The organism is Virgibacillus sp. NKC19-3 (genome assembly GCF_019837165.1).
GTDB classification, from domain to species: Bacteria; Bacillota; Bacilli; order Bacillales; family Amphibacillaceae; genus Virgibacillus_L; species Virgibacillus_L saliphilus.
In genome coordinates this window covers 1,641,974-1,665,004 of record NZ_JAGYHC010000001.1, presented here as the reverse complement: position 1 = coordinate 1,665,004, position 23,031 = coordinate 1,641,974, and the positions used below count along the sequence as shown (strand labels likewise).

16 protein-coding genes and 1 tRNA gene are annotated in these 23,031 nt (G+C 39.6%); 1 reads left to right on the top strand and 16 read right to left on the bottom strand.

The genetic code is table 11. From position 1 onward, the window contains the following. Nucleotides 1-254: 254 nt before the first annotated feature. From KFZ56_RS08005 to KFZ56_RS07930, 16 genes are all read right to left on the bottom strand, one after another. Nucleotides 255-1,460, bottom strand: coding sequence for a quaternary amine ABC transporter ATP-binding protein (locus KFZ56_RS08005; RefSeq protein ID WP_222641391.1), 1,206 nt, complete (start codon nt 1,458-1,460; stop codon nt 255-257). A gap of 8 nt (nt 1,461-1,468) precedes the next feature. Continuing rightward, nucleotides 1,469-2,320 (bottom strand): ABC transporter permease, encoded by an 852-nt coding sequence (locus KFZ56_RS08000; protein ID WP_222641389.1) that lies wholly within the window; start codon nt 2,318-2,320, stop codon nt 1,469-1,471. A gap of 77 nt (nt 2,321-2,397) precedes the next feature. Beyond that, on the bottom strand, nt 2,398-3,414 hold the full coding sequence (locus KFZ56_RS07995; protein WP_222641387.1) for an ABC transporter substrate-binding protein: 1,017 nt from the start codon (nt 3,412-3,414) through the stop codon (nt 2,398-2,400). Nucleotides 3,415-3,865: 451 nt separating this feature from the next. After that, on the bottom strand, nt 3,866-4,936 hold the full coding sequence (gene murG / locus KFZ56_RS07990) for an undecaprenyldiphospho-muramoylpentapeptide beta-N-acetylglucosaminyltransferase (RefSeq protein WP_222641385.1): 1,071 nt from the start codon (nt 4,934-4,936) through the stop codon (nt 3,866-3,868). A gap of 174 nt (nt 4,937-5,110) precedes the next feature. Next, nucleotides 5,111-6,535 carry an aldehyde dehydrogenase family protein gene (locus tag KFZ56_RS07985; protein ID WP_222641383.1) on the bottom strand — a complete coding sequence of 475 codons (1,425 nt, stop codon included), beginning with the start codon at nt 6,533-6,535 and terminating at the stop codon, nt 5,111-5,113. A 99-nt stretch (nt 6,536-6,634) separates the two neighbouring features. After that, nucleotides 6,635-7,822 carry a NupC/NupG family nucleoside CNT transporter gene (locus KFZ56_RS07980; protein ID WP_222641381.1) on the bottom strand — a complete coding sequence of 396 codons (1,188 nt, stop codon included), beginning with the start codon at nt 7,820-7,822 and terminating at the stop codon, nt 6,635-6,637. 156 nt (nt 7,823-7,978) lie between these two features. Beyond that, entirely contained in the window at nt 7,979-9,274 is a 1,296-nt protein-coding gene (locus tag KFZ56_RS07975) for an NCS2 family permease (RefSeq protein ID WP_375540672.1), read from the bottom strand. Nucleotides 9,275-9,744: 470 nt separating this feature from the next. Next, nucleotides 9,745-11,043: a 2-oxoglutarate dehydrogenase complex dihydrolipoyllysine-residue succinyltransferase gene (gene odhB / locus KFZ56_RS07970; RefSeq protein WP_222641377.1), complete on the bottom strand. Its 1,299-nt coding sequence runs from the start codon at nt 11,041-11,043 to the stop codon at nt 9,745-9,747. Continuing rightward, nucleotides 11,030-13,888, bottom strand: a complete 2,859-nt coding sequence (locus KFZ56_RS07965) for a 2-oxoglutarate dehydrogenase E1 component (RefSeq protein ID WP_222641376.1) — start codon at nt 13,886-13,888, stop codon at nt 11,030-11,032. The genes odhB and KFZ56_RS07965 overlap by 14 nt, the downstream gene beginning before the upstream one ends. A gap of 1,043 nt (nt 13,889-14,931) precedes the next feature. Continuing rightward, entirely contained in the window at nt 14,932-15,405 is a 474-nt protein-coding gene (gene trmL / locus KFZ56_RS07960; protein ID WP_222641375.1) for a tRNA (uridine(34)/cytosine(34)/5-carboxymethylaminomethyluridine(34)-2'-O)-methyltransferase TrmL, read from the bottom strand. A 45-nt stretch (nt 15,406-15,450) separates the two neighbouring features. Further along, entirely contained in the window at nt 15,451-16,302 is an 852-nt protein-coding gene (locus KFZ56_RS07955; protein ID WP_222641374.1) for an amidase domain-containing protein, read from the bottom strand. A 71-nt stretch (nt 16,303-16,373) separates the two neighbouring features. Further along, nucleotides 16,374-17,507, bottom strand: coding sequence for a tRNA epoxyqueuosine(34) reductase QueG (gene queG, locus KFZ56_RS07950; protein ID WP_222641373.1), 1,134 nt, complete (start codon nt 17,505-17,507; stop codon nt 16,374-16,376). Between the two features lie 17 nt (nt 17,508-17,524). Beyond that, complete coding sequence (locus tag KFZ56_RS07945) at nt 17,525-19,228, bottom strand: ABC-ATPase domain-containing protein (RefSeq protein ID WP_222641372.1); 1,704 nt, start codon at nt 19,226-19,228, stop codon at nt 17,525-17,527. Nucleotides 19,229-19,514: 286 nt separating this feature from the next. Beyond that, nucleotides 19,515-20,741: an ISL3 family transposase gene (locus KFZ56_RS07940; RefSeq protein WP_222640277.1), complete on the bottom strand. Its 1,227-nt coding sequence runs from the start codon at nt 20,739-20,741 to the stop codon at nt 19,515-19,517. A gap of 180 nt (nt 20,742-20,921) precedes the next feature. Continuing rightward, nucleotides 20,922-20,995: transfer RNA gene (locus tag KFZ56_RS07935), tRNA-Gly, on the bottom strand. A gap of 287 nt (nt 20,996-21,282) precedes the next feature. Then, the gene (locus KFZ56_RS07930; protein WP_255584929.1) at nt 21,283-21,975 is read right to left on the bottom strand and encodes a Crp/Fnr family transcriptional regulator; all 693 of its coding nucleotides are present in this window, start codon (nt 21,973-21,975) and stop codon (nt 21,283-21,285) included. Between the two features lie 144 nt (nt 21,976-22,119). Between KFZ56_RS07930 and dat the strand changes: the two genes are divergently transcribed. Beyond that, nucleotides 22,120-22,989, top strand: a complete 870-nt coding sequence (dat, locus tag KFZ56_RS07925) for a D-amino-acid transaminase (RefSeq protein ID WP_222641371.1) — start codon at nt 22,120-22,122, stop codon at nt 22,987-22,989. Nucleotides 22,990-23,031: the final 42 nt, after the last annotated feature.

Here is a 23,031-nt window from a genome sequence, read left to right as displayed (position 1 = left end):
GCCTAAACAAGCAGCTAATACAATTAATTTATCTGTTTGTTTCATATATACCGTTCGAAAATAATTGATCTCCTCGACATAAAAGATATACTGCGGCGTAGTGAAAGTAACTTTATAAGAAGGTTCTCGTTCTAATGATAGTTGAACGTAGGCATCCCTACGCTCAACCAATGCTTGGAAAGAGAATTGCACACTACGTCACAGTTTCTATCCACTGTGATTTACAAGCGACTATTATGCAGAAACCATATATATTACGCTTCACCATATTCTTCGCTTTCCACATCTCCTGAAACTAGCCCTGCTAATACATGAATACGCAAAATGAATCCGATAAGTTTCTCCTCGCTATTTACCACCGCAAGCGGAAACTTAGATTCAAGCACTTTCGGAATTAATTCATTGACATATTCATCCCTTTTCACGATGGTAATATCCTGGCACATAACATCCTCTAATGTTTGTTTTTCTTTTATTCCCTTAATCGCATCATCTATCGTTATAATGCCTCGAAGGTGCCGGCCCCGATCCACAACGAACACACTTGATATTCCGTTTTCTTCCATTTCTTTCACCGCTACTTTCAGACCATCTTTCACAGACACAATAGCATTTGGCTTAATCATAACATGTTCTGCCTGAAATACTTTGGAACGATCAATATCTTTAATGAAATCGGAGATATAATCATTTGCTGGTGATTCAATAATTTCTTCCGGGGTTCCAACCTGGACAATACGACCATCTTTCATAACTGCGACACGATCACCTAATTTGAATGCTTCGTTCACATCATGTGTGATAAAAACAATCGTTTTTTGCAATCGTTCCTGTATATCCAATAGCTCTAATTGCATTTCTCTACGAATCAATGGGTCGAGTGCACTGAATGGTTCATCCATCAACAATATTTCCGGATCGTTTGCCAATGCCCGAGCTAAACCAACCCGTTGTTGCATGCCACCAGACAATTCATCTGGATATTTATCCTCATAACCTCGTAATCCTACACTTTCAATATTTTCAAGTGCTATTTTATGTCTTTCTTCTTTTGGCACATTACGGATTTCCAGTCCATACTCAACATTATCCAGAATTGTTTTATGACTAAATAGGCCAAAATGCTGAAAAACCATGGCTATTTTTTCCTGCCTCAATGTCTTTAATTGACTAGTATTATATGCAGCTATATCTTCATCATCAACTATGATAGATCCAGCTGTCGGTTTGTTTAATAGATTAAAACATCTGATAAAGGTCGACTTTCCACTGCCTGAAAGCCCCATAATCACAAATACTTCACCTTGTTTAATATCTAGAGAAGCGTCATATACGCCAACTGTGTGATTCGTCTCTGTTAAAATCTCTTCTTTCGTCTTTCCATCCTTTATCATAGGGATAATGGATTTTGGTCTCGGTCCAAAGATTTTTGATACATGTCTTATCTCCACTTTTGACATTCGTTCGGTTACCCCCTATGTTTTTGAAATTTATTTGCTATACCATTCGTAACTCGATCAATAATAACAGCCAGAAATACAATACTAATGCCCGCCTCGAAACCTAAAGCAATATCAATACGATTAATCGATACTAGCACTTGCTCCCCAAGTCCTGATGCTCCTACCATAGAAGCAATTACAACCATTGCCAATGCCATCATTGTCGTTTGGTTAACCCCTGCCATAATAGTAGGTAATGCTTGTGGGAGCTGAACTTTCCTTAATGTTTGCCACCTTGATGAACCAAATGACTCAGCGGATTCAATAACCTCTTTATCCACACCACGAATAGCTAGTTCAGTTAAGCGGATAACGGGCGGGACAGCGTATATCAATGTTGCAAAAATGGCGGATACATTACCTAATCCGAAGAAGAAGATAGCCGGAATCAGATACACGAAACTCGGCATTGTTTGCATGGCATCAAGAATGGGGCGTAGTACATTTGAAACAGGTTTACTAAATGACATCCATATCCCTGCAGGAATACCTATTAATAAACAGATCAAAACAGCCGTTGCGATAATAGCAATTGTTGTCATCATATCTTCCCACAGACCGAATGTTCCTATTAAAAATATTAAAAAACCGTAAAGTATACCAGAAAATATAGATTTAAAATACCAGCCCAAAGCAATAATCATGATAATAAATAACCACCATGGCATCCATGTTAAAAAATCAGCAATTCCACCAATGGTGCGGGACGATATAAAAAATATAAAATCAAAAAAACCTTCTAGCGTTGTATCTAAAAAACTTACAAAATCATCCGCGTAATTACCCAGTTCTGTGCGTATATCAGGAAAATTCCCCATAAACCTATTTCACCTCTTATACATTTGTAGTTCACTTCAAGAAGCAGCTAACCAAACGGCCAGCTGCTTCTCCTTTATTACAACGCCTCTTTCACCGTTTCAGCTATATCCTCAGGTACCCAGCTTGTCCAAATATCTTCATGTTCGTTCATCCACCAGTTTGCAGCTTCTTCCGGACTGGCATCATTTTCGTCCATATAGGTCAAAGATTCCTCCGTAAGTTCACTATTCGTTTCATAATTACTCAAAAACTCTACAACATCCGGTGCTTGCTCTGACAAATCTTTATGAACAGCAACCGTTACATCATTGGGAGGAAATTCTGTTGCTTTTGTTTCTTCCCACTCCTCTTCATCATATGCAGGCTCTTCCAGTAAAGTTAAATCCATCGTAGCCGTTACAGCCGTTGGTGACCAGTAGTAACCTACCCAAGCATTACCTGCATTATATGCGTCTGTAAGATCTGCCACGATCGCCGCATCCGATCCTGGCATGAAATTATTCATTGTCTCATCCAATCCATAGATATCGAATTTCGCATCAATTGCTTCCTGAACAGCCCACCCACTTGGGGCATTGACGACTCTCCCTCTCCCAGGCTCTTCAGGGTCTTCAAACACTTCCGGATAGTCCTTTAAATCTTCAACCGTTTGTAAATCAGGAGCCATTGGTTCAATACCACGCTCTTCGTCACCCTCTATAACATAGGTTGGAACATATAAACCTTGGTCATTATCGTCAAAGTTCACAGAAACTTCTTCAACATCTCCTGCTTCAATCGCTTCCGTATATATTTCTTTTATATTATCTGTCCAAGCTTCCATATAAACATTAATGTCACCTTCTATTAATCCTTGAAATGTTGCTGCCGTTGTTCCAGCAGTGACTTCCGTATCATAATCAAACCCCTCTTCAACAATCGTTTGTGCAATGCTGTTGTGAACACGATTACTATCCCAACCGGCATCAGAGAAAATGATTGTATCAATCTCCTCTCCTGCTTCTGCGTCGGAATCTTCATTTTCACCTGTGTCTCCACAGGCAGAAAGCACTACTAAAACAATAGCGGAAATTAACATAATGAACTTCTTCATCCAATTTTTGCTCCTTTTCATTATAATTTTTGTAATAATTTCAATCGAAAACCCGGCATATGCCTACAGGTTAGGTACATGCCTTCGATGCAGGATGATAAATAAAAGCGTTTATATCTTTACCTGCAAATAACGCTTTCACTAATTTTAATAGAAATGAGGAGTAGCCTAACTAGGTTAAACGTGGATTGAAATTTTCCTTAACTGCGGATAATACGAATCAGCTTTCCTTAAAAATTACCTAGTGAATGACATTAGTTTATCGGACTTGACATAATTCTACAAATATACTGAACAGCGATAATATAGCAAAATCCGTTATAATATGGCAATATATAAATGAAAACCCATTTATCTGCAATTTTAGCTTTATAACTACCAAAAGCGCTTCTTATCACAAAAAAAATAGGAAAACACCCTTGATCAGCAGCAACTGAACAAGGGTGTTTTCCTATTTCATTGTTTCTTGTAAAACTTCCAAGACACGCTCTCTTGCTTTTTCACTTTTATATCCTTTCATATGATCGGTCATGATGGATGCATATTCTTTTAGTTGCAGGAGTTCCCGAACAAATACCTCTATGGTTAGTGACTCCTCTTCAAGCACACGTGCATACCCTTTTTCAATGAATGATTTTGCATTGATAATTTGGTCGCCCCTACTTGCTTGCCTCGATAATGGGATAAGCAACATAGGGATGCGCAATGCCAAAAATTCAAAAATGGCATTAGATCCAGCTCTTGATAAGACTAAATCGGTTGCCGCAAAGATGTCTTTCAATTCTTCATTGACATATTCAAATTGCACATAACCTTTTTCATTTATAGTGGAATCCACCTTTCCCTGACCGCAAATATGTATGATCTGGAAAGATGGCAGCAATTCAGGAAGGCTATCCCTGAGTGTTTCATTAATTTTCTCAGCACCTCCACTACCCCCCATCACGAGTAACACAGGCTTTTCCTTTGTCAATCCGGCAAATGCTAGCCCCTTTTCTTTCGTTCCCTGAAAAAGTTCTTCCCGGATAACAGCACCAACATATTCCCTCTTTGATTCAGGAAGATAGTCCATTGTTTCTTCAAAGGTTGCCAGAACTTTCCTGGCAAAAGGGATAGCAATCTTATTCGCAAGGCCAGGGGTATAATCCGATTCGTGAATAACAGCCGGTACATTTCGCAATTTAGCAGCTGCAACAACCGGCACAGAGACAAATCCGCCTTTGGAAAAAATAACCGCAGGCTTTCGCTTCCCAATAATTCGCCATGCCTGCATGATTCCTTTTAACACTTTAAACGGATCCTTCAAGTTTTCTTTTGACATATAGCGACGTAACTTCCCGGTTGAAATTGGATGATAGGTAACATAATCTAGTTCTCCGATCAGTTTTCTTTCTATACCCTCCTTCGAACCTATATAATCAATCCCCCATCCGTCTCGTGCATATACTGGGATTAATGCAAGATTTACAATCACATGACCGGCACTCCCCCCACCGGTGAAGAGGATGCGTTTATTTTTCATAAATTGTTCTTCCTTTCTATTTAACAACGATGTAAAGATCTTTATCATTACAATTTAAAGTGTAATAGAAAAAGATTAAAAAAGGAAGTATCCTATACGAAACAATAGCATATCCGGTTGATTCTTATATATACAAGCGGGGAGCTTCACCCCCGCTTGTATATAAGCTACCATCTAATCCAAGTTCAAGACAACTAACCTCTCTTCAGTCATTTCTTCAATCGCATATTTGGGTCCTTCTTTGCCCCAACCACTATCTTTCACGCCACCATATGGCATTAGATCAACTCGATATTGGGAGGAGTCATTTATAATCAGACCACCGACTTCTACATTCTTTGCAGCATAAAAGGCGGTATCCAGATTTTTCGTAAAAATACCACCTTGCAGTCCATACGGCGATTTGTTTAATTCCGCAATGCATTCATCAAGCTGATTATATTCAATAATACTAACGACGGGTGCAAATATTTCCTCATAAACAACCAGCATATCCCTAGATACATCAGTCAATACGGTTGGATCATACATTGCTCCAGTGCGATTTCCTCCTGTTACTACTTTTGCACCAGCCTGCCTAGCTTCGTTCACCCATTTTTCCGCACGCTTGGCTTCTTCTTTGGAAATCATAGGTCCAACAACTGTATCCTCATGATTTGGATCGCCAACGACAAGGTCTCTCATCGCCTCGGTCAATTTTTCCTGAAATTCTTCCTTAACCGAAGCATGTACATACAAGCGTTGTGGTGTAATACAAGTTTGGCCAGCATAAGCGAATCCTGCTGAAGATAATGTTGCTGCCGCCTTATCCAAATCTGCCTCCTTATCGATAATGACCGGTGAATTGTTACCAAGTTCCAATATCAATTTATTTAGACCGGTATTTTGCTTTAAATTCAACCCCACTTTAGCACTTCCGGTAAATGTATAAGTGGAAATACGCTCGTCTTGCTGCATTTGTTTGCCAATCACTGATCCTGCGCCAACAACGACATTCAATAATCCGGCTGGCAGACCCGCTTTTTCAAACGAAGCGGCTAGTTTCAGAGCGGTTACAGGTGTTGCGCTTGCTGGTTTTAGAACAACTGCATTTCCTGCAGCCAGTGCGGGCGCAATCTTATGTGCCACTAAGTTTAACGGGAAATTAAACGGTGTGATCGCTCCAACAACCCCCACCGGGACACGAATGGTAAATGCCATACGATTTTCTGATCCCGGTGCAGCTTCTATGGGAACGCCTTGTCCGCTAATTCGCTTCGCCTCCTCTGCAGATAGCTCTATGGTCTGGATAGCACGGTCAACTTCCGTACGTGCTTGCTTCAGCGGTTTTCCTGCTTCTGCCACCATACATTTTGCAAATTCCTCTTTCTCTACTTGTAAAAACTCGGTTACCTTCTTTAAGATTTCATATCGCTCGTATGGAGCTAACTGCTTGGATTGATAGGCTTCCTCAGCGCTTTCTATGGCATGGTCCACATCCCGTTGTCCAGCTTTTGCAATAGTTGCATAGGTTTCTTGTGTATATTTATTAATCACTTCTAACCTTTCTTCTGTTCCTTCCCATTTACCGTTTATGAAAAGATTCATTTGTTCACTCATATCATCATTCACCTCTTGCTATGTATCTTTCCTTTAAAAAAAGATTATAAACATACGTAAAAACAGCCCTCTACGAAAGAAGGCTGTTCCTGTTTTTCTTTATAAGAAAAGTCCTGCAACGGTAGCAGATAAAATCGATGCTAATATCGAGCCAATCAATAATTTCATACCAAATCCTGAGACAGTGGCTGCCTTTTCACTGTCAATACCTTTAACAGTTCCGGCAATGATACCGATGGAAGAGAAGTTGGCAAAACTGGTCAGAAATACAGTCACAATACCAACTGTTTTTTCTGATAGTGCATCAACCATTGGCTGAAATTCTGTCATTGCTACAAATTCATTGGTCACTATTTTCGTCCCCATGATAGAGCCAGCTTCAAGGACTTCGCTTGGAGATATACCCATTAATAAGCCAAGTGGAGCGATGATATAACCTAAAATCTGTTGTAATGTTACCCCGGCAAAAACCAGTTGAATCAACCAATTTACCAATTCCAGAGAAGCGATAAATGCAATGAGCATCGCAGCAACGATCAATGCAATTTTACCACCCTCAAGCGCGCCATTACCCATTGCTTCAAAAACACTTTTATCCGTTGAGACATTTTTTACATCCACATAGTCTTCTTCCGATGGCACTGTGACAGGTGCAATAACAGATGCGACCATCAATGCACTGAACATGTTTAATGGTAATGCCAGTAGAATATATTCCGCCGGTAGCATCAACAGAAAAGAACCTACAATAGATGCTGATACAGAACTCATGGCAGAAGCACTGACAATGTACAGGCGATTATGTGTTAAATGATTAAACTGTGATCGAATGGCTATTAAAGCTTCAGACTGCCCAAAAAAGATACTGTTAACACCATTAAACGATTCAATTCTTGGAAGACCCGTAAGTTTTGAAATAATTCCCCCAATATATTTAATAATCAAAGGAAGTATTTTTAAATAGGTCAGAACTTGAAGTAGGGTTGCGAAAAAGATAATCAGTAATAGGACGTTAAAAAAGAAAACGCCCCCTTCTTGAAGCTCAAATCCACCTACTACAAAATTTATTCCTTCTGTTCCAAATTCAATTAATTTATTAAATCCTGCTGCTATACCATTTATAATTGCTTGTCCAATTTGTGTTGAAAACATAAACCAAGTTATCAACAATTGCATTACCAACATAATTCCAACTGCTTTGTAGTTGATGTTTTTCTTATCATTTGACATCAAAAATGCGATTCCAATCACGACAACAATTGCTAGTAACCCTAAAATGATCCCCACTATAATCCTCCCCTATCTCTAATTGTAAATGCTTTCACATATTACTCAACGTTATTGTACCAAGTCGTCAGACGTCATGCAAGAGATTATTTTTTCTGCATTTTTTGTCATATTGTAGTACGTTGTTCCCAACATATTATATTTAAAACCCATCTATTAATGCATAGGAAAGAAAATCATTTGCAATACAAAAACCACGCCAAACAAATACAGTATCCAATGTACTTCTTTTCCTTTTCCACCTACAATCTTTAAAATGGGATACGTGATAAATCCAAAAGCTATACCAGTAGCAATACTTGATGTGAATGGCATGGTAAGAATAACAGCAAAGGCTGGAAATGCTTCATCAAATGCTTTCCAGTCAATTTTAGATAGCCCCTCCATCATGAAACATCCGACAATAATTAATACTGGTGATGTTATCGCAGGAATGTTTGCAACAATCTGAATGATTGGTGTAAAGAAGACGGACAATGCAAATAGTACTGCCACCACGACAGATGTCATTCCTGTTCTCCCACCTGCTGCTACACCTGACGTAGATTCGACAAATGCGGTTGAAGGACTCGTGCCAAACATCGAACCAATCGTTGTCGCAGTTGCATCTGCCATTAAAGCTTGCTTCGCACGTGGCATGTTCCCATTTTTCATAAAACCGGCTTGTTCAGCAACACCGATCATTGTACCGGTCGTATCAAAAATCGTTACCAACAAAAATGCAAAAACAGCGGTATAAAGTCCATTTATGAAAACTCCACCTATATCCATATCAAAAAATACCGGCATAGGGGGCATCGAAACAACCTCATTTGTGAATTCCAGCTGACCAGTAAAAAACGAAATAATTCCTGTTACCAGCATTCCCAAAAAAAGAGCGCCCTTTATTTTCAGGACAAACAATAGTAAAGTTATAAACAACCCAGCAATGGTTAACAGTATCATTGGGTCCCCCAGATCACCAAGTCCGATGATATTCGCTTCATTTGGAACGACCAACCCAGCATTTCTCAATCCTACCAAAGCAATAAAAAGGCCGATACCGGATGTGATCCCATACTTTAATGATGACGGGATTGCATAAATTAATGTTTCCCGTAATTTTGTAAGACTTAATACAATAAAAATCACACCAGCTAAAAACACAGCCCCGAAAACAACCTGATAAGAAATTCCCTGTGTAGCCACCACGCTGGCAAAATAAGCATTCATCCCCATTCCTGGAGCAATAGCGATGGGGTAGTTAGCAAAAAATGCTATATATAATGTACCAACCACTGCAGAAATAATAGTCGCCATGAACACCTGGTCGAAAGGTACTCCAGCTGACGTAAGAATGGCAGGATTGACAACGATAATATAAACCATTGTAAGAAAAGTAGTGACACCAGCTACAAATTCTGTTCGGATATTTGTATTGTTTTCCTTAAACTTAAATAGATTCTCCAACACAAGCCCCTCTTTCCGAATAATAAAATCAACACAATCTATATTATTCGTTTTTAAGTATATTTGCAAGGTTATGTGATGTTTTTTTAAGCAAAATTATATTTTTCTAGACTTATGAGGTAGAAACATGTAATTTCCGTCTGGGCAAATTTGCGTTTTGCCTATCCGTTTTCATCAACAAGCATGATTTTTGATAGATGGAAAACGAAATAAACATGATATAATAGATTGCAAGGAAGCGAAGAAAAAGGAGTGATGAGCTTCATTTTACGATGGAAAATTCGATAAATAAGCGCGTATCGGAATTAGAATCGGATATAAAGATACTTAAAATGGCTGTTTCCGATTAGATGATTTTATACCACAAATAAAGAACAATATGATAACAGAGCTACCTTTTTCTTCTACATTTAAATTTTCCTACACAAAAAGGCCCTCACCTTGATATTTCATCAATATGAGGGCTACATTCTTTAACCTTCCAGCAGAAGATCATATGGATCTTCAAGTAATTGCTTAATACGCACTAGGAACCGAACTGCTTCACTTCCATCAACAATTCGATGGTCATAGGAAAGTGCGATATACATCATTGGACGAACTTCAATAGAATCATCCGGCATAACCATGGCACGTTTTTGGATGTTGTGCATGCCAAGGATACCAACTTGTGGCGCATTTAATATAGGTGTGGATAACATTGATCCAAACGTGCCACCATTTGTAATAGAGAATGATCCACCCTGTATTTCATCCAATCCTAGGTTATTTTCCCGTGCTTTCTTACCAAGTTCTCCAATCTTACGCTCTATCCCTGCAAAATCCAATTTATCTGCATCACGTACAACCGGAACTACCAAACCATCTTCTGCAGATACAGCAATACCTATATCATAGAAGTTTTTCTTTACGATTTCATTATCTTGAATTTCAGCATTGAGTAATGGAAACTCTTTTAATGCCCCTACAACTGCTTTTGTAAAGAAGGACATGAAACCAAGCTTCACACCATGTTTTTCCATGAATTTCTCCTTACGCTCACTACGAACTTTCATCACTTCAGTCAAGTCTACTTCGTTAAAAGTTGTGAGCATAGCAGCATTATGCTGTGCTTCTACAAGGCGCTTCGCTATAGTTTGACGGCGACGTGACATCTTCACACGCTCTACCGGTTTATCAAACACTGTTTTCTCGGATTTCTTCGACTCTTCTTTCTTAGCCGGTTTGGATTCTTTCTTTTCATCTTTACTTTTTACCGCCGCATCTACATCTTCCGGACGAACACGACCTAATGGATCACGCGGGCTTACATCTCTTAAATCAATGTTTAATTCGCGTGCTCGTTTTCTGGCTGCCGGTGAGGCAATAATATCATTCGTACTATCGGATTCTTTTGCTTCTTCCTTTTTAGGGGATTCATCTTTATCCTCGATAAACGTTTCTCTTGTTGATTCTTCTTTCGCCTCTTCTTTTGGTGCTTCCTTCGATTCTTCGCTAGAGGCTTCTTTATCTTCTGTTGTATTGCTACCTGCTTGCGCGTTCTCGTCTATTTTAGCGATCACATCACCAACTTCTACATCATCGCCTGCTTCGCTGACGATTTCGGTGATTACCCCAGCGTAATCGGAGTTTACTTCAACATTAATTTTATCCGTTTCCAGCTCAACAACCGGGTCCCCTTTTTCTACTTTATCCCCTTTATTTACTAACCATTCCGCAATTGTTCCTTCTGTGATAGATTCGGCAAGTTCTGGTATTTTAATTTCGTTCACTGGTTTCTCCTCCTTTTGATGGGTTGAGTGCTTTTTGGATTAATTGACTTTGTTCTGTTTTATGAACATTCGGTACACCAACTGCAGGCGATGCACGATTGGGACGACCGATATATCGCAAGGTTTGGCCTTCTTGCAGGAGATCTCTTAAATAATCATCAACGAAATCCCAGCTGCCCATATTTTTCGGTTCTTCTTGTACCCAAACGATTTCTTTCAAATTCGGTAAATCTTTCAGTTCTGTTTCTAATTGCTTTTTCGGGAATGGATAAATTTGTTCCAGACGTAATATCTGCATCCAATCCATCTTTTCCTCTGAATGATCCATTTCCTCTTCGATATCCACCATTACTTTACCGCTCCCAATAAGTAAGCGTGTAACATTCTCTTTGTTAACATTCAAGTTTGGCTGCGCGCGTAATGGGAGAAACTTACCATTTGTGAATTCTTCTGCTACCGATCCAACACGTTGGTTACGAAGCAAACTTTTCGGTGTCATTAATACCAATGGTCTCGCCTCTTCACGTCCACGCATTGCTGCCTGTCTGCGAATTAAATGGAAAAATTGTGCAGATGATGTGACATTTGCGACAATCCAATTATTTTCTGCAGCCATTTGCAGGAAACGTTCCAATCGCGCACTGGAGTGTTCCGGTCCTTGTCCTTCATAACCATGCGGTAGTAACAAGACCATATTTGACTTCTCTCCCCATTTTGCACGAGCGGCAGAAATAAATTGGTCAAAGATAACTTGAGCAGCATTAGCAAAATCTCCAAATTGTGCTTCCCAAATAACCAATGTGTTTGGTGATTGAACACTATACCCGTATTCAAATCCTACTACACCTGCCTCGGATAATGGGCTGTTGCGAATATCAAATGACGCATTTACTTCATCCAATCCGTGCAGTGGACTATATTCATTATTATTTTCTGTATCATGCAATACAAGATGACGATGTGCAAAGGTTCCTCTTTCCGTATCCTGACCTGTCAAGCGAATGGGAATCCCGTCCTGTAAAATAGACGCATAGGCCAATGATTCTCCTGTACCCCAGTCTGCTTTGTTGCCATCTTCCAACGCATTCTCACGACGCTTAAGAATTTTATCTACCTTTCGAAAGCTATTAAACCCTTCCGGTCGCTTCATTAACCCCTTATTTAAGGCCTTTAATTGATCAAGCGGTACAGCTGTTTCAAATTGATCAATTCCATTTAACAATGCTTTCGGAATAGCTTCTGCCTCAGGTTGCCCGTTTTCATTCTCCTTCATGCTTTTGTATATTTCATGAAGATCATTCCCAACCTTATCTTTTATGCCTTGGTATCCTTCTTTATTAAGGATGCCTTTTTCTTCCAATACGTTAGCAAAAACATTCACTGCTGTAGGGTGATTATCAATATCCTGATAGAGCTTTGGTTGTGTAGATCTTGGCTCATCCATTTCATTATGACCATAACGACGATAACCAACTAAATCAATAAGAAAATCCTTATGAAATTTTTTCCTGTATTCATAGCCAATTCGAATCGCAGATATACAGGCTATTGGATCGTCAGCGTTTACATGAATGATCGGAATTTCAAATCCCTTGGCTAAATCACTTGCATAACGTGTGGAACGTCCATCTTTCTGATTTGTTGTATAGCCAACCAGATTATTTGCAATTATATGAAGTGTTCCTCCGGTTGTATAGCCAGGCAATCCACTCAGATTCAAAGTCTCAGCTACGATACCCTCTCCAATAAACGCAGCGTCTCCATGAATCAATACTCCAAATGCTTTACTTTCATCGCGCACGGGGTAACCCTTTTCAGAGCGATCATCCTGTGCTGCACGTGCAAACCCTTCAACAACTGGATTTACAAATTCCAAGTGTGACGGGTTATGCGCCAATGTAATACGTGTTGCTGTTTCCGTCTCATTAACATCCTTTGTTGCCCCTAGATGATATTTCACATCTCCGGTCCAACCATGATTTATCCCCATCGATCCTTCAGAAGGCATTAATTCCTTATCCGGAGAGTGATGGAATTCAGAGAATATTTTGTCATATGGTTTTCCCAGAACATGAGCAAGGACGGACAAACGGCCACGATGTGCCATTCCCATCATGATATTTTCAATTTTATCTGCAGTTGCGTACTTTACAATCTGATCAAGCATTGGTACCATTGCTTCCAGTCCTTCAATAGAAAAACGCTTTTGTCCAACAAATGTTTTTTGCAGAAATTCTTCAAAACCTTCCACATGCGCAAGACGCTCAAGTAATTGTTGCTTATCTTCATCAGACAAATCCAACCTAGCTTCCCCAGCTTCAATTAATTCCAGCAACCATTTGCGTTCTTCATTATTATTCACATGGTCATATTCGTAGGTTATCGTCCCCGTATAATATTTCTTAAATTCATTAATAACATCCAAACCGTTTTCAATATTGCTTGGCGCTTTTTCCCATAACCATTCTGCTGGTATGTTTTTTAAATCTTCATCATTTAATCCATACTTTTTCGGGTCAACTAACTCGGATTTTCTATCCTTTTGAAGACCTACCGGATAAATATCCGCCTCTAAATGTCCATAACGTCGAATAGCCTCAACAAGTTTCATTGCAGAGGTTAGCTTTTTAACATCATTTTTTGAAGTTTTTTTAGATAGACTTTGATTGCTACTAGATTGATGCAGCCAATCAGGCGCGCCATATTTGTCGAACATTTCTCTTGTAGAGGTGTCGAGTTTTTCCGGATCCTCCTTATACAAATCATATTGTTCCTCTACATACCCCATGTTTGGTCCATTAAACTGTCCCCAGAATCTCTCACTGGATTCCTCATTCAGTGCCACGTTTGATACCCCCATTAGAAGTTAACTTTATCCGTTTCACAACGGCTCTTAACACTCAATTACATTATAAAACTGACAAATGACTTCATCAACTAATATACCCTATTTTATGCTAGGAAACAATATGTGTAACCACCTTTATGCATAAAAGGGGAAATTCCCATTTTTTGCGGTTTTATGAAAAATAAAGTATGATTTTGTCATAGAGGGGGCTCATCAGCTCTGCCTTTGGTGCGCGGAATGTATTTCCGTAGCGGTAGGCAAAAAGCATCGTAATTTAACTACCTCACATGTTACATCAATGACGAAGCTTTACAAGCAATAATACGTATGAAAAAGCCTTTTTTAACCTCTCCCCTTCCAATTATACGATTTATTTTGTATAATGAGGATAGAATAAAATATACGTAGCTCTACATATAACGCTAAAGGAGGGTCTGCATCATGTTGGACTTAGTATTATTAGGCGGTGTAATCGTTGTATTCTTAACAGCTTGTCTAACGTCAGCATATGAATCAAAACCGGGTGTTCCAAAAAAGAATCAATAATGGAATAAGGGTGGAAACCCCAGTTAGCAACGTACAACCTGGAGCATTCCGCAATGAGATTAGAGGATTGGATGATTGAATGTCAACTGTCGATGAATCTGAGTAATTATGCAGGGTTGTACGATACGATATCATTATTCCAGAAGATCATTTCCTAAGAAAAATCAACGAACTTGTTGATTTTTCTTTTACCTATGATGAGTTATAAGATTGAAGCCAAGAATAGCAAGTTGAAACATAGACACGGATATGAGATTTCCTCATCTTCGGGTCTTGATGGCATACATATACAAGAAGCATTAGCCATTTTCACCGGTACTATCAAACGAATATGGAGGCTCATGAGCTAAATGCGGTGGGGGAATCCTCTGTTTAAAAAAGCGGCTCCATTTAGAGAAACCCACTCTAAACGAAGCCGCTTTTAATTAGATATTACTCAGTCTTCCATTTAGGAGCAGTTTTTCAGTGGCCTTGGTATGATCACATGGCGTTTTTTAATGCATTTTCGGAAAATGCTGCTGCCTTAATGCTTCATAAATAAGAATCGCTGCTGAGTTTGCTAAATTCAAGGAGCGAATCTTGTCATTCATATGAATACGAAGACACTGATCTTCTTTCCCTTCTAACAGATCTTTTGGAATTCCGTTTGTTTCACGCCCGAAAACAAAGAATATATCTTCATTTGTATTACTGTAATCATAATCGGTATAATAATTTGTTCCGAAATTTTCGATATAGTAAAATCTACCTTTCGGATACGTTTCATACAACTCATCCAATGAATCATACTCCTGAATGTCCACATGTTTCCAATAATCCAGCCCAGCTCGACGCACCATTTTGTCGTCTGTAGAAAAGCCGAGTGGATGAATTAAATGAAGGGTTGTATCCGTACCGAGGCATGTTCTTGCTATATTACCGGTATTTGCGGGTATCTCTGGTTGAAATAATACGACATGTAAACTCACTTTCATTCTCCTTAAACGCTTAATAACTAATTTATTATATCATTACTACTCACCTATTTGAAAGAACTTATACTGTATATCGGGCGTCCATGCCGTTGAATCCTCATAAGACCAGTTGCGATTTCGACTATTGTCGGTATGTGCGTTAACGAGCGGCATACCATATGAATCCTTTGCAACAACAATCGTATTATGATCAAAGCGACCATCCCCTTCGAAATCATAGCAAATGATATCTCCCGGTCGTAGCGCTTCCGCATTTTCAACTTCTTTCCCCTGCAGCCCTTCTTCAGACCCGCTTAAATACCATCTCAAAGAATGCGCAACCGCCCAACTAAAACTCCAATTATCATCTTGATACCACCAGCCTTGTTCTCTATTTGGAATACCACGCATTGGCGCGCCTCCAGCACGCACACACTGCGACACGTAATTTGTACAATCCACATCAAATTTCCTATAATTCGGATTATAACTATTCCACCAACGCTCCGCATATTGCACCGCAGCAAGGCGATCATAAGAAAATCGCATATGTGTTGATCTTTCCTGAATTTCATCTGGTGTGATTGATAATTGCTTTGTTATTGGCGGCTTAGATGGCAACTTCTCTTTATGATCTATTACCTCCCCATCACGCAAACGGAATTGGTATGGGGTTACCTGTTCCTCCCGATGAAAATGGTCACCCTGTTTAATGAAATAGGACACATGTAGTAAATATGCATATTCTATTTCATTTTCATAACAGATTTTCCGATAAATTTTCGCGTCTCCCTGGATCCGAACAATCTCACCTTTCATTTTTCTCCACAACGTCTTCTTCCGCGTCCACCAGTCATCTGTATTTCGCTCTTCGTTAAAAAAATCCAACCATATATCCTTTAATTTTTCCACACAAATCCCCTCCATTAATAAGTATATGGAAGGGATGCTTGGCAAAGTATGTGATTTTAGCATGATTTATTTTACTGGCTTTCCTTCTGAAACTCCAGCCCTTTCTCCATTTCATATAAAACCTGTTCATCCTGTTCGTTCTCCATTGCTACGTGGATGGCCTCTTCTGAGGTGCCGATTTTCCCCAAGGCCCATGCAGCTGTGCCCCGGATTACCGGACGAGGGTCGTTATTCATAACAGCAATCATCTCATCGGCAGCTGTTTTATCCTTATAATGTCCAAGTGCGATTAACGCATTGCGCTGCAGCGGTTTTTTTCCCCTCCAGGAACCTGCGATATGGCCGAATGTTTCTTTAAATGCTCGATTGGAAATCTGCAGCATAGGCTTTAATTTGGGTTTTGCTACGTCATGTTCTGGTTCAAGTTCCGGATGAATGTGAAAATCGATACTTTTATTCTTCGGACATACCAGCTGACATGTATCACAACCATACACACGATTTCCAATTTTGCTGCGGAATTCATCCGGTAAATAATCCTTTGTTTGCGTTAAAAATGCAATACAACGCTGAGCATTTAATTGACCCCCCTCCACAATCGCACCAGTAGGACATGCATCAATACATTTCGTGCATGTCCCGCAGCTGTCATCAACCGGTTCATCAGGAATAAATGGTATATTGGTAATCATTTCTCCGAGATACACATATGAGCCAAATTCCGGTGTGATGATCGATGTATTTTTTCCACTAAATCCAATCCCGGCGCGTTCGGCAACTGCTCGATCCGAAAGCTCTCCTGTATCAACCATCACTTTATTTCGTGCATCAGGAATTTTCTCCTTGATAAAGGCTTCGAGCTTTTCCAGACGATCACGTAAAACCTTGTGATAATCAATTCCCCATGAAGCTCGGGCGAATAACCCTCGACGTTCTTCTTTCGTACTTTTTGGTGCGTCTTTCATCCGAGATGGATACGCAATCGCAATCGAAAGGATTGACTGTGCCTCGGGAAGCAGACGATCTGGTTCCGTACGCTCTTCTAATGTTCCTTTTTCAAAGCCTGATTGATAGTTTAATTCCTGCTGTCGTCTCAGGCGTTCTCTTAATTCACTGAATACATCTGCAGAGGCAAATCCGATTTTATCGATACCGATTTCTTTGCTGTAGGCGATAATTTCCGCCTTGAGTTGCTCTGTCTGCATAAGAGCGTACCTCCTTTCTATCTTTGCTGAACGTTTGCCGTACGAATCCGGTTCAACACAGCCGCGATTTCATACCTGCGCGGGCGAGCAATATCGCCGGGATGTTGATTTTTAAATGTCGTGAACGAAGCTAACCCTTGTTTATCCATTTGCTGTTCGACTTCATCCAAGAGTTTATGCATTGATTTATGCTGCAAGCCATTTGTACGATCCAGAAACTGAATAATTTCCGCAATCATCCTAGTTTGCGAGGCATCAACTAATTGTTCGGTATCGTCAAAATCAATATCTGTTTTTCCCATAATAATTTTTGTTAAACCTTTGGCCTGTGTTTTAGCCTTATTCCCCTTTTTTGTTTGCAGGGTATTTTGCTGAAAATAGCGATTCGTAACATCCCCAAATGCTTCATCTGCGAATGCATCCCGTTTCAACGGATCGCTTTCCATGATTTCCTTCGCTCTACTTGTTACGTTATATGGGACATACGCTTCCATCATAATAACCGAATCAGCCACTGCAAAGTAGTCCCCGGAACCGCCCATTACCAGTATGGTTGATACATCAAGCTGGTCACGCATTTGTTTGATTTTATCAATAAAAGGCGTGATTGGCTCTTTATTCTTTTTCACCAATTGCTGCATGCGGTGATCACGAATCATAAAGTTTGTTGCACTCGTATCTTCATCAATTAATAATGACGTTGCACCAGCTTCTAATGTTTCCATCACATTTGCAGCCTGGGACGTACTACCACTCGCATTTTCCGTGGAGAAAAATTGCGTATCCTGCCCATGAGGTAAATTCGTAATAAATGGGGAGATATTCACCCCTGTAATTTGTCTACCGTCCTCTGCACGGATTTTAACAGCATCAGAATCTGTAATCACATACTCGCGGCCATCCCCTAACGCATGCGCGTATACGCCACGTTCAATTGCCTGCAAGATTGTGCTTTTCCCGTGATAACCACCACCAACAATTAACGTGATTCCTTTTTTTATCGCCATTCCCTTTATTGGTTCAGATTGATGGGGAATAGTCACAGCCACCTCGTTTTCTTTCGGGCTCTGAAAAGGGATTGCTTTTTGTAACGGTCGATTGCTAATACCACTTGCCCGCGGTAAAATTGATCCATTTGCAATAAAAGCAATCCAATTGTTGTTGCGCATCTCTTCTCGAATCGCATCTTGTTTATCTGCGAGCTCTATAGCCTGGATGATTTGTTCATCTTTCATCGTGAAAATGGAATTTTGTATAATCGTTGGAATGGCTTGAGAAAATAATTTCTCTGCTTCCCTTCCATTGATACGACGACCATTAGCAGGAAGGCCTACAGAAATACATACCGTAATCGCTGCTGCGTTTATTTGTACAGCGCTTCGTTCCAATACCTCCTGACCAGGACTATCAAAAAGAATCGCTCCACTTTTACCAGATCCTTTAATGGTAAACCTAGAATTCGCAATCGTTTTGCCAACGATCCGTGCAAATGCATCTTCGGTAGCAGTTTTTCTTGATGTAGTCTTGAGCCAGTCATTTTCTACATTGCGCTGCTCGCGAGGGATAACCACACGTATTTTCGATGGTGTGGCAAAAGGATCCCCCTGCACGTAATCGATAAATAAATCAAATTGATTATAGCTGTACTTCCCCTGTATATCTTTGTACGCTTTATAACTTTTATTATCCAGTTGTTTTAGTTGCTGTAATAACTTTTTCATGAAAACCCCTCAAATATACTAGTTTATTTCCTTTTAGAATACTATGTTGGAAACAGGAAATTCAAGTCATGCGGATGTAAAAGGGCAAAAGCGAAGAAGTGCCTGCTTAAAAAAACGTAGAGATTGGAGCGACGTGAAATTCCTAGGCACGCTCATGTTGATTCTAAAGTTTGGCGCTTGAAGCTAAACGTGGCCTCTCTATTTATAATTAGTAATCTCAAGCAAACATTTTATAATTTCGGTTCTCTGTCAAATGTTGGGGTGAGCGTATGCTCACTCCTTATTATTATGCCACCCGAATATCCAGCTTTTTATATTGATGATGCAGTAATACCTTCGCCCGAAAGCGATCAAATCGTTTAAAGCCAAATGCATTACGCTTAAGAACCTTGGTTTGGTTATTAATCCCCTCAATATAGCCGTTATGCAGTTCAAAACCAAACGTATTCATAATTTCCTTCTGCCAATTCTGCAGGGTCCCGATAGCCTGTTCAAATTCCGTAACACCCGATTCTCGAACTAGGTCATAGAATTCATAAAGATGCGCTTTCGTTGCACCCAAGTGTTTCGAGCCATTCTCTTTAGCTGTCTCAAACCATAATCGATAAGCCTCTTTAAGTTGGTAAGCCCGTTTCAAATAGGCGGATTTTTGTAAGTATCGTTCCAGATACCAGGCTTGTTTGTCTGTTAATGTCTCCGGCTGTTTATAAAATACATGTTTCATCCGTTTACATTTTTTGCGATCATAATCATCAAAAGCATTTTGTTCCTGTCTTCTGACCCTTTCTAAAGCCCAATAGATATACCGACAAAAATGGAAGCGATCCGCGATGATAATAGGATGCCCCAAAGCTTGATCAACAGCGGCCTTAAACGAATGGCTCATATCCATCACGACCATCTTTACGCGTTCACCATGTTTCCGTAAATAATTCTTTACCGTTTCTTTCCTACGGTCTGCCAGTATTTCCAACGGTTTTCTATTTACGGGATCGGCAATAATCGTCTGATATGTTTCTCCACCGGCATCCCCTTTGTATTCATCAATGGCAATCACATCCGGTAATGTTTGTGTTTCATCCAACAGCGGGGCCGTAATATAATCGAACCGTCGAATAACGGTGGTTGGGGATGTATCAAATCGATGAGCAACATCCCTGAAACTTTTTCCGTGAATAAGCTCCATCGCTACGGCCTGTTTCATCTCCATGGACTGTCGCTGATAACGCTCCACTAAGGGGTTATCCTCATAAAAACGCTTCCCGCAACCGGATCGGCAAACATAGCGTCGCTTACGATAGAAAACATAAACCTGTCTGCCAAATATACGGGTATGTTGAATCTTTTGTACCCGGTAATCATGGACATTTGATGTATAAGCACCACAAGCCGGACAACGATGGTTTTTTACTTCCCTATCAACATGAAGATAATAGATGCCGTCAACTTCTTCTGACTTTTGGATCGTAAAGGCTTCAAATCCTGGTAAATGAATGTTAGAATTCAATTGCACGCACTCCTTTTGTATCTGTTTTTTCGCTAACTTCAGTTTAACAAATAAGGAGCTCGCGTGCTTTATATTATTCAGAAAATGATTCACACCCCAACATATATTGTAGAACCATAATTTCGAGACGAATAAAAACGCAATGCTTCGTATGAATATACGAAACACTGCGTTAGGACATATGTATGGAGCGGATGATGGGAATCGAACCCACATCATCAGCTTGGAAGGCTGAGGTTTTACCACTAAACTACACCCGCGTATTTATGAGTCTGATAACATAAATTTGTTTACGCCCTGTCATGCCCCTACATCTTCTAGCATATTCAAAGTTGTTTGTACTTCGGGGCAACTCGTAGCGTATTCGGTGGGAGAATTGCTCGTGGCTGAGGTTTTACCACTAAACTACACCCGCACATCCGTATGTAATACGTAACATTCATCTTTAATAACGTATTTTTAATTATAACAAGACCTTTTCCACAAAGCAACAGGAAATTTCACTTTTTTTGACAAAATAATAGAAAAGATTGCTACATATACTCCCCTAAATAACACAATTCGTCACACCACAATATTGACAACCTAGCAATTTTCGGAAATAATGCATATCCTTTATCAAAAAATATTTGTTATCGTTTTTAATAATTCCTTTTTGCTTCCACTTTTTCACTACACGGCTGACTGTTTCACGAGAGATTCCGATTTGTTTACTAATATCTGTTATCCTAACAGGCTCGGTAATACAAATCCCTTCTGTTGTTACGATACCATACATGTTCGAATAACGAATAAACACAGAAGCGATAGCCCCCTCTGATCCAAAAGCAACATAATCACGCATTTTGGCGTTACTTGATTCCAGGGATGTTGCAACCCATTTGGTAAATTGCAAGCTCATTCTACCGTTTTGCGCAAGAAGAGCGTTAAGTTTCCCTTTACTAATATAATAGATAAAGGAATTTTTTTGAGCTTTTGCTGTAGTGGAATATGTTTCTCCACTGAAAACTCCCATTTCTCCAAAAATATCATCTTTCCATCGTGAGAAAATAGTTATCTCTTTTCCATCTCCTATTTCTTTTAAAATGCGTATATTTCCCTGATGTATGAAATATAAATAATTGGAAGGCGTTTTTTCGGTATAGATATACGCTCCTTTTTTGATTTCGGTTAACTTCGAATGAGCTATAAGCATATCATAATCATAGGTATCTAATCTTTTTAGTAAAGGTTCCACCATAATCCCACCCTTCTCCCTTATTACTATAATGAACTCATTCAATCGAGAGCAATGATGTTTGTCACTCGCGTTTCTAAAATTCATTTACAATTTTTAAAAATAGATATAGAATAGGCTTATATTTAAAGGAGGTTTATTGATTTTATGTCCGTTTATCCGATTATTATGGCACAAGAAACCTTTACCCATCGTGACCATTTAACCTATCCATATGAAGAACGTGGCTTGCAATTTGGCGATGGTGTATATGAAGTTATTCGAATCTATCATGGTGAATATTACTTATTAAACGAGCATGTGGATCGTCTTTATCGCTCTGCAGAAGCTGTAAAAATAAAGATTACATCAACAAAAGAAGAGCTTACCAATTTATTAATCGAATTATTGGCTAGAAATGATATGACAACAGATGGGAAGCTTTACTTACAAATAACTCGTGGTTCGGCACCGCGTGATCATGTTTTTCCAGTAGATGTACCTGCAAATATATATGCCTATATCTCGGATGCACCCCGTAATACCACTAACTTAGAAAATGGGGTTTCAGTGATCACAAAGCGCGATGTTCGCTGGGAATATTGCTATATTAAAAGCTTGAATCTACTGCCAAATGTGCTTGCAAAGCAGGAGGCAAAAGAACAAGGAAGCTATGAAGCTATCTTGCACAAAGATGGAATGGTAACAGAATGCAGTTCATCAAATGTGTATTTGGTTAAAGATGGAAAAATTTACACACATCCGGCTACCTATCAAATTCTACACGGTTGTGTTCGCATGCGTATTGAGCAATTCGCCAAAGACCTTTCCATTCCGTTTCATGAGGAGGGATTCTCCATCGAGGATATCCCACTTGCTGATGAACTTTTCTTATCTAGCAGTACATCGGAAATTATTCCGATTGTTCACGTGGATAGCCAGCAGATTGCCAACGGAAAACCCGGCAACGTAACAAGACAATTGCAGGAAGCTTATGTAGAAGATGCAGCTATTAAAGAACGTAGCATGAAACATTAGAAGAACTGGCACCTTATCGGAATCTTTTTCCGTCCAGGTGCC

Excerpts from the sequence above, each read along its gene's own strand:
- dat (WP_222641371.1), top strand. The coding sequence starts at position 22,120 with ATGTCCGTTTATCCGATTATTATGGCACAAGAAACCTTTACCCATCGT.
- KFZ56_RS07930 (WP_255584929.1), bottom strand. The coding sequence starts at position 21,975 with ATGGTGGAACCTTTACTAAAAAGATTAGATACCTATGATTATGATATG.
- KFZ56_RS08005 (WP_222641391.1), bottom strand. The coding sequence starts at position 1,460 with ATGTCAAAAGTGGAGATAAGACATGTATCAAAAATCTTTGGACCGAGA.
- queG (WP_222641373.1), bottom strand. The coding sequence starts at position 17,507 with ATGCAGACAGAGCAACTCAAGGCGGAAATTATCGCCTACAGCAAAGAA.
- KFZ56_RS08000 (WP_222641389.1), bottom strand. The coding sequence starts at position 2,320 with ATGGGGAATTTTCCTGATATACGCACAGAACTGGGTAATTACGCGGAT.
- KFZ56_RS07995 (WP_222641387.1), bottom strand. The coding sequence starts at position 3,414 with ATGAAGAAGTTCATTATGTTAATTTCCGCTATTGTTTTAGTAGTGCTT.
- KFZ56_RS07945 (WP_222641372.1), bottom strand. The coding sequence starts at position 19,228 with ATGAAAAAGTTATTACAGCAACTAAAACAACTGGATAATAAAAGTTAT.
- murG (WP_222641385.1), bottom strand. The coding sequence starts at position 4,936 with ATGAAAAATAAACGCATCCTCTTCACCGGTGGGGGGAGTGCCGGTCAT.
- KFZ56_RS07985 (WP_222641383.1), bottom strand. The coding sequence starts at position 6,535 with ATGAGTGAACAAATGAATCTTTTCATAAACGGTAAATGGGAAGGAACA.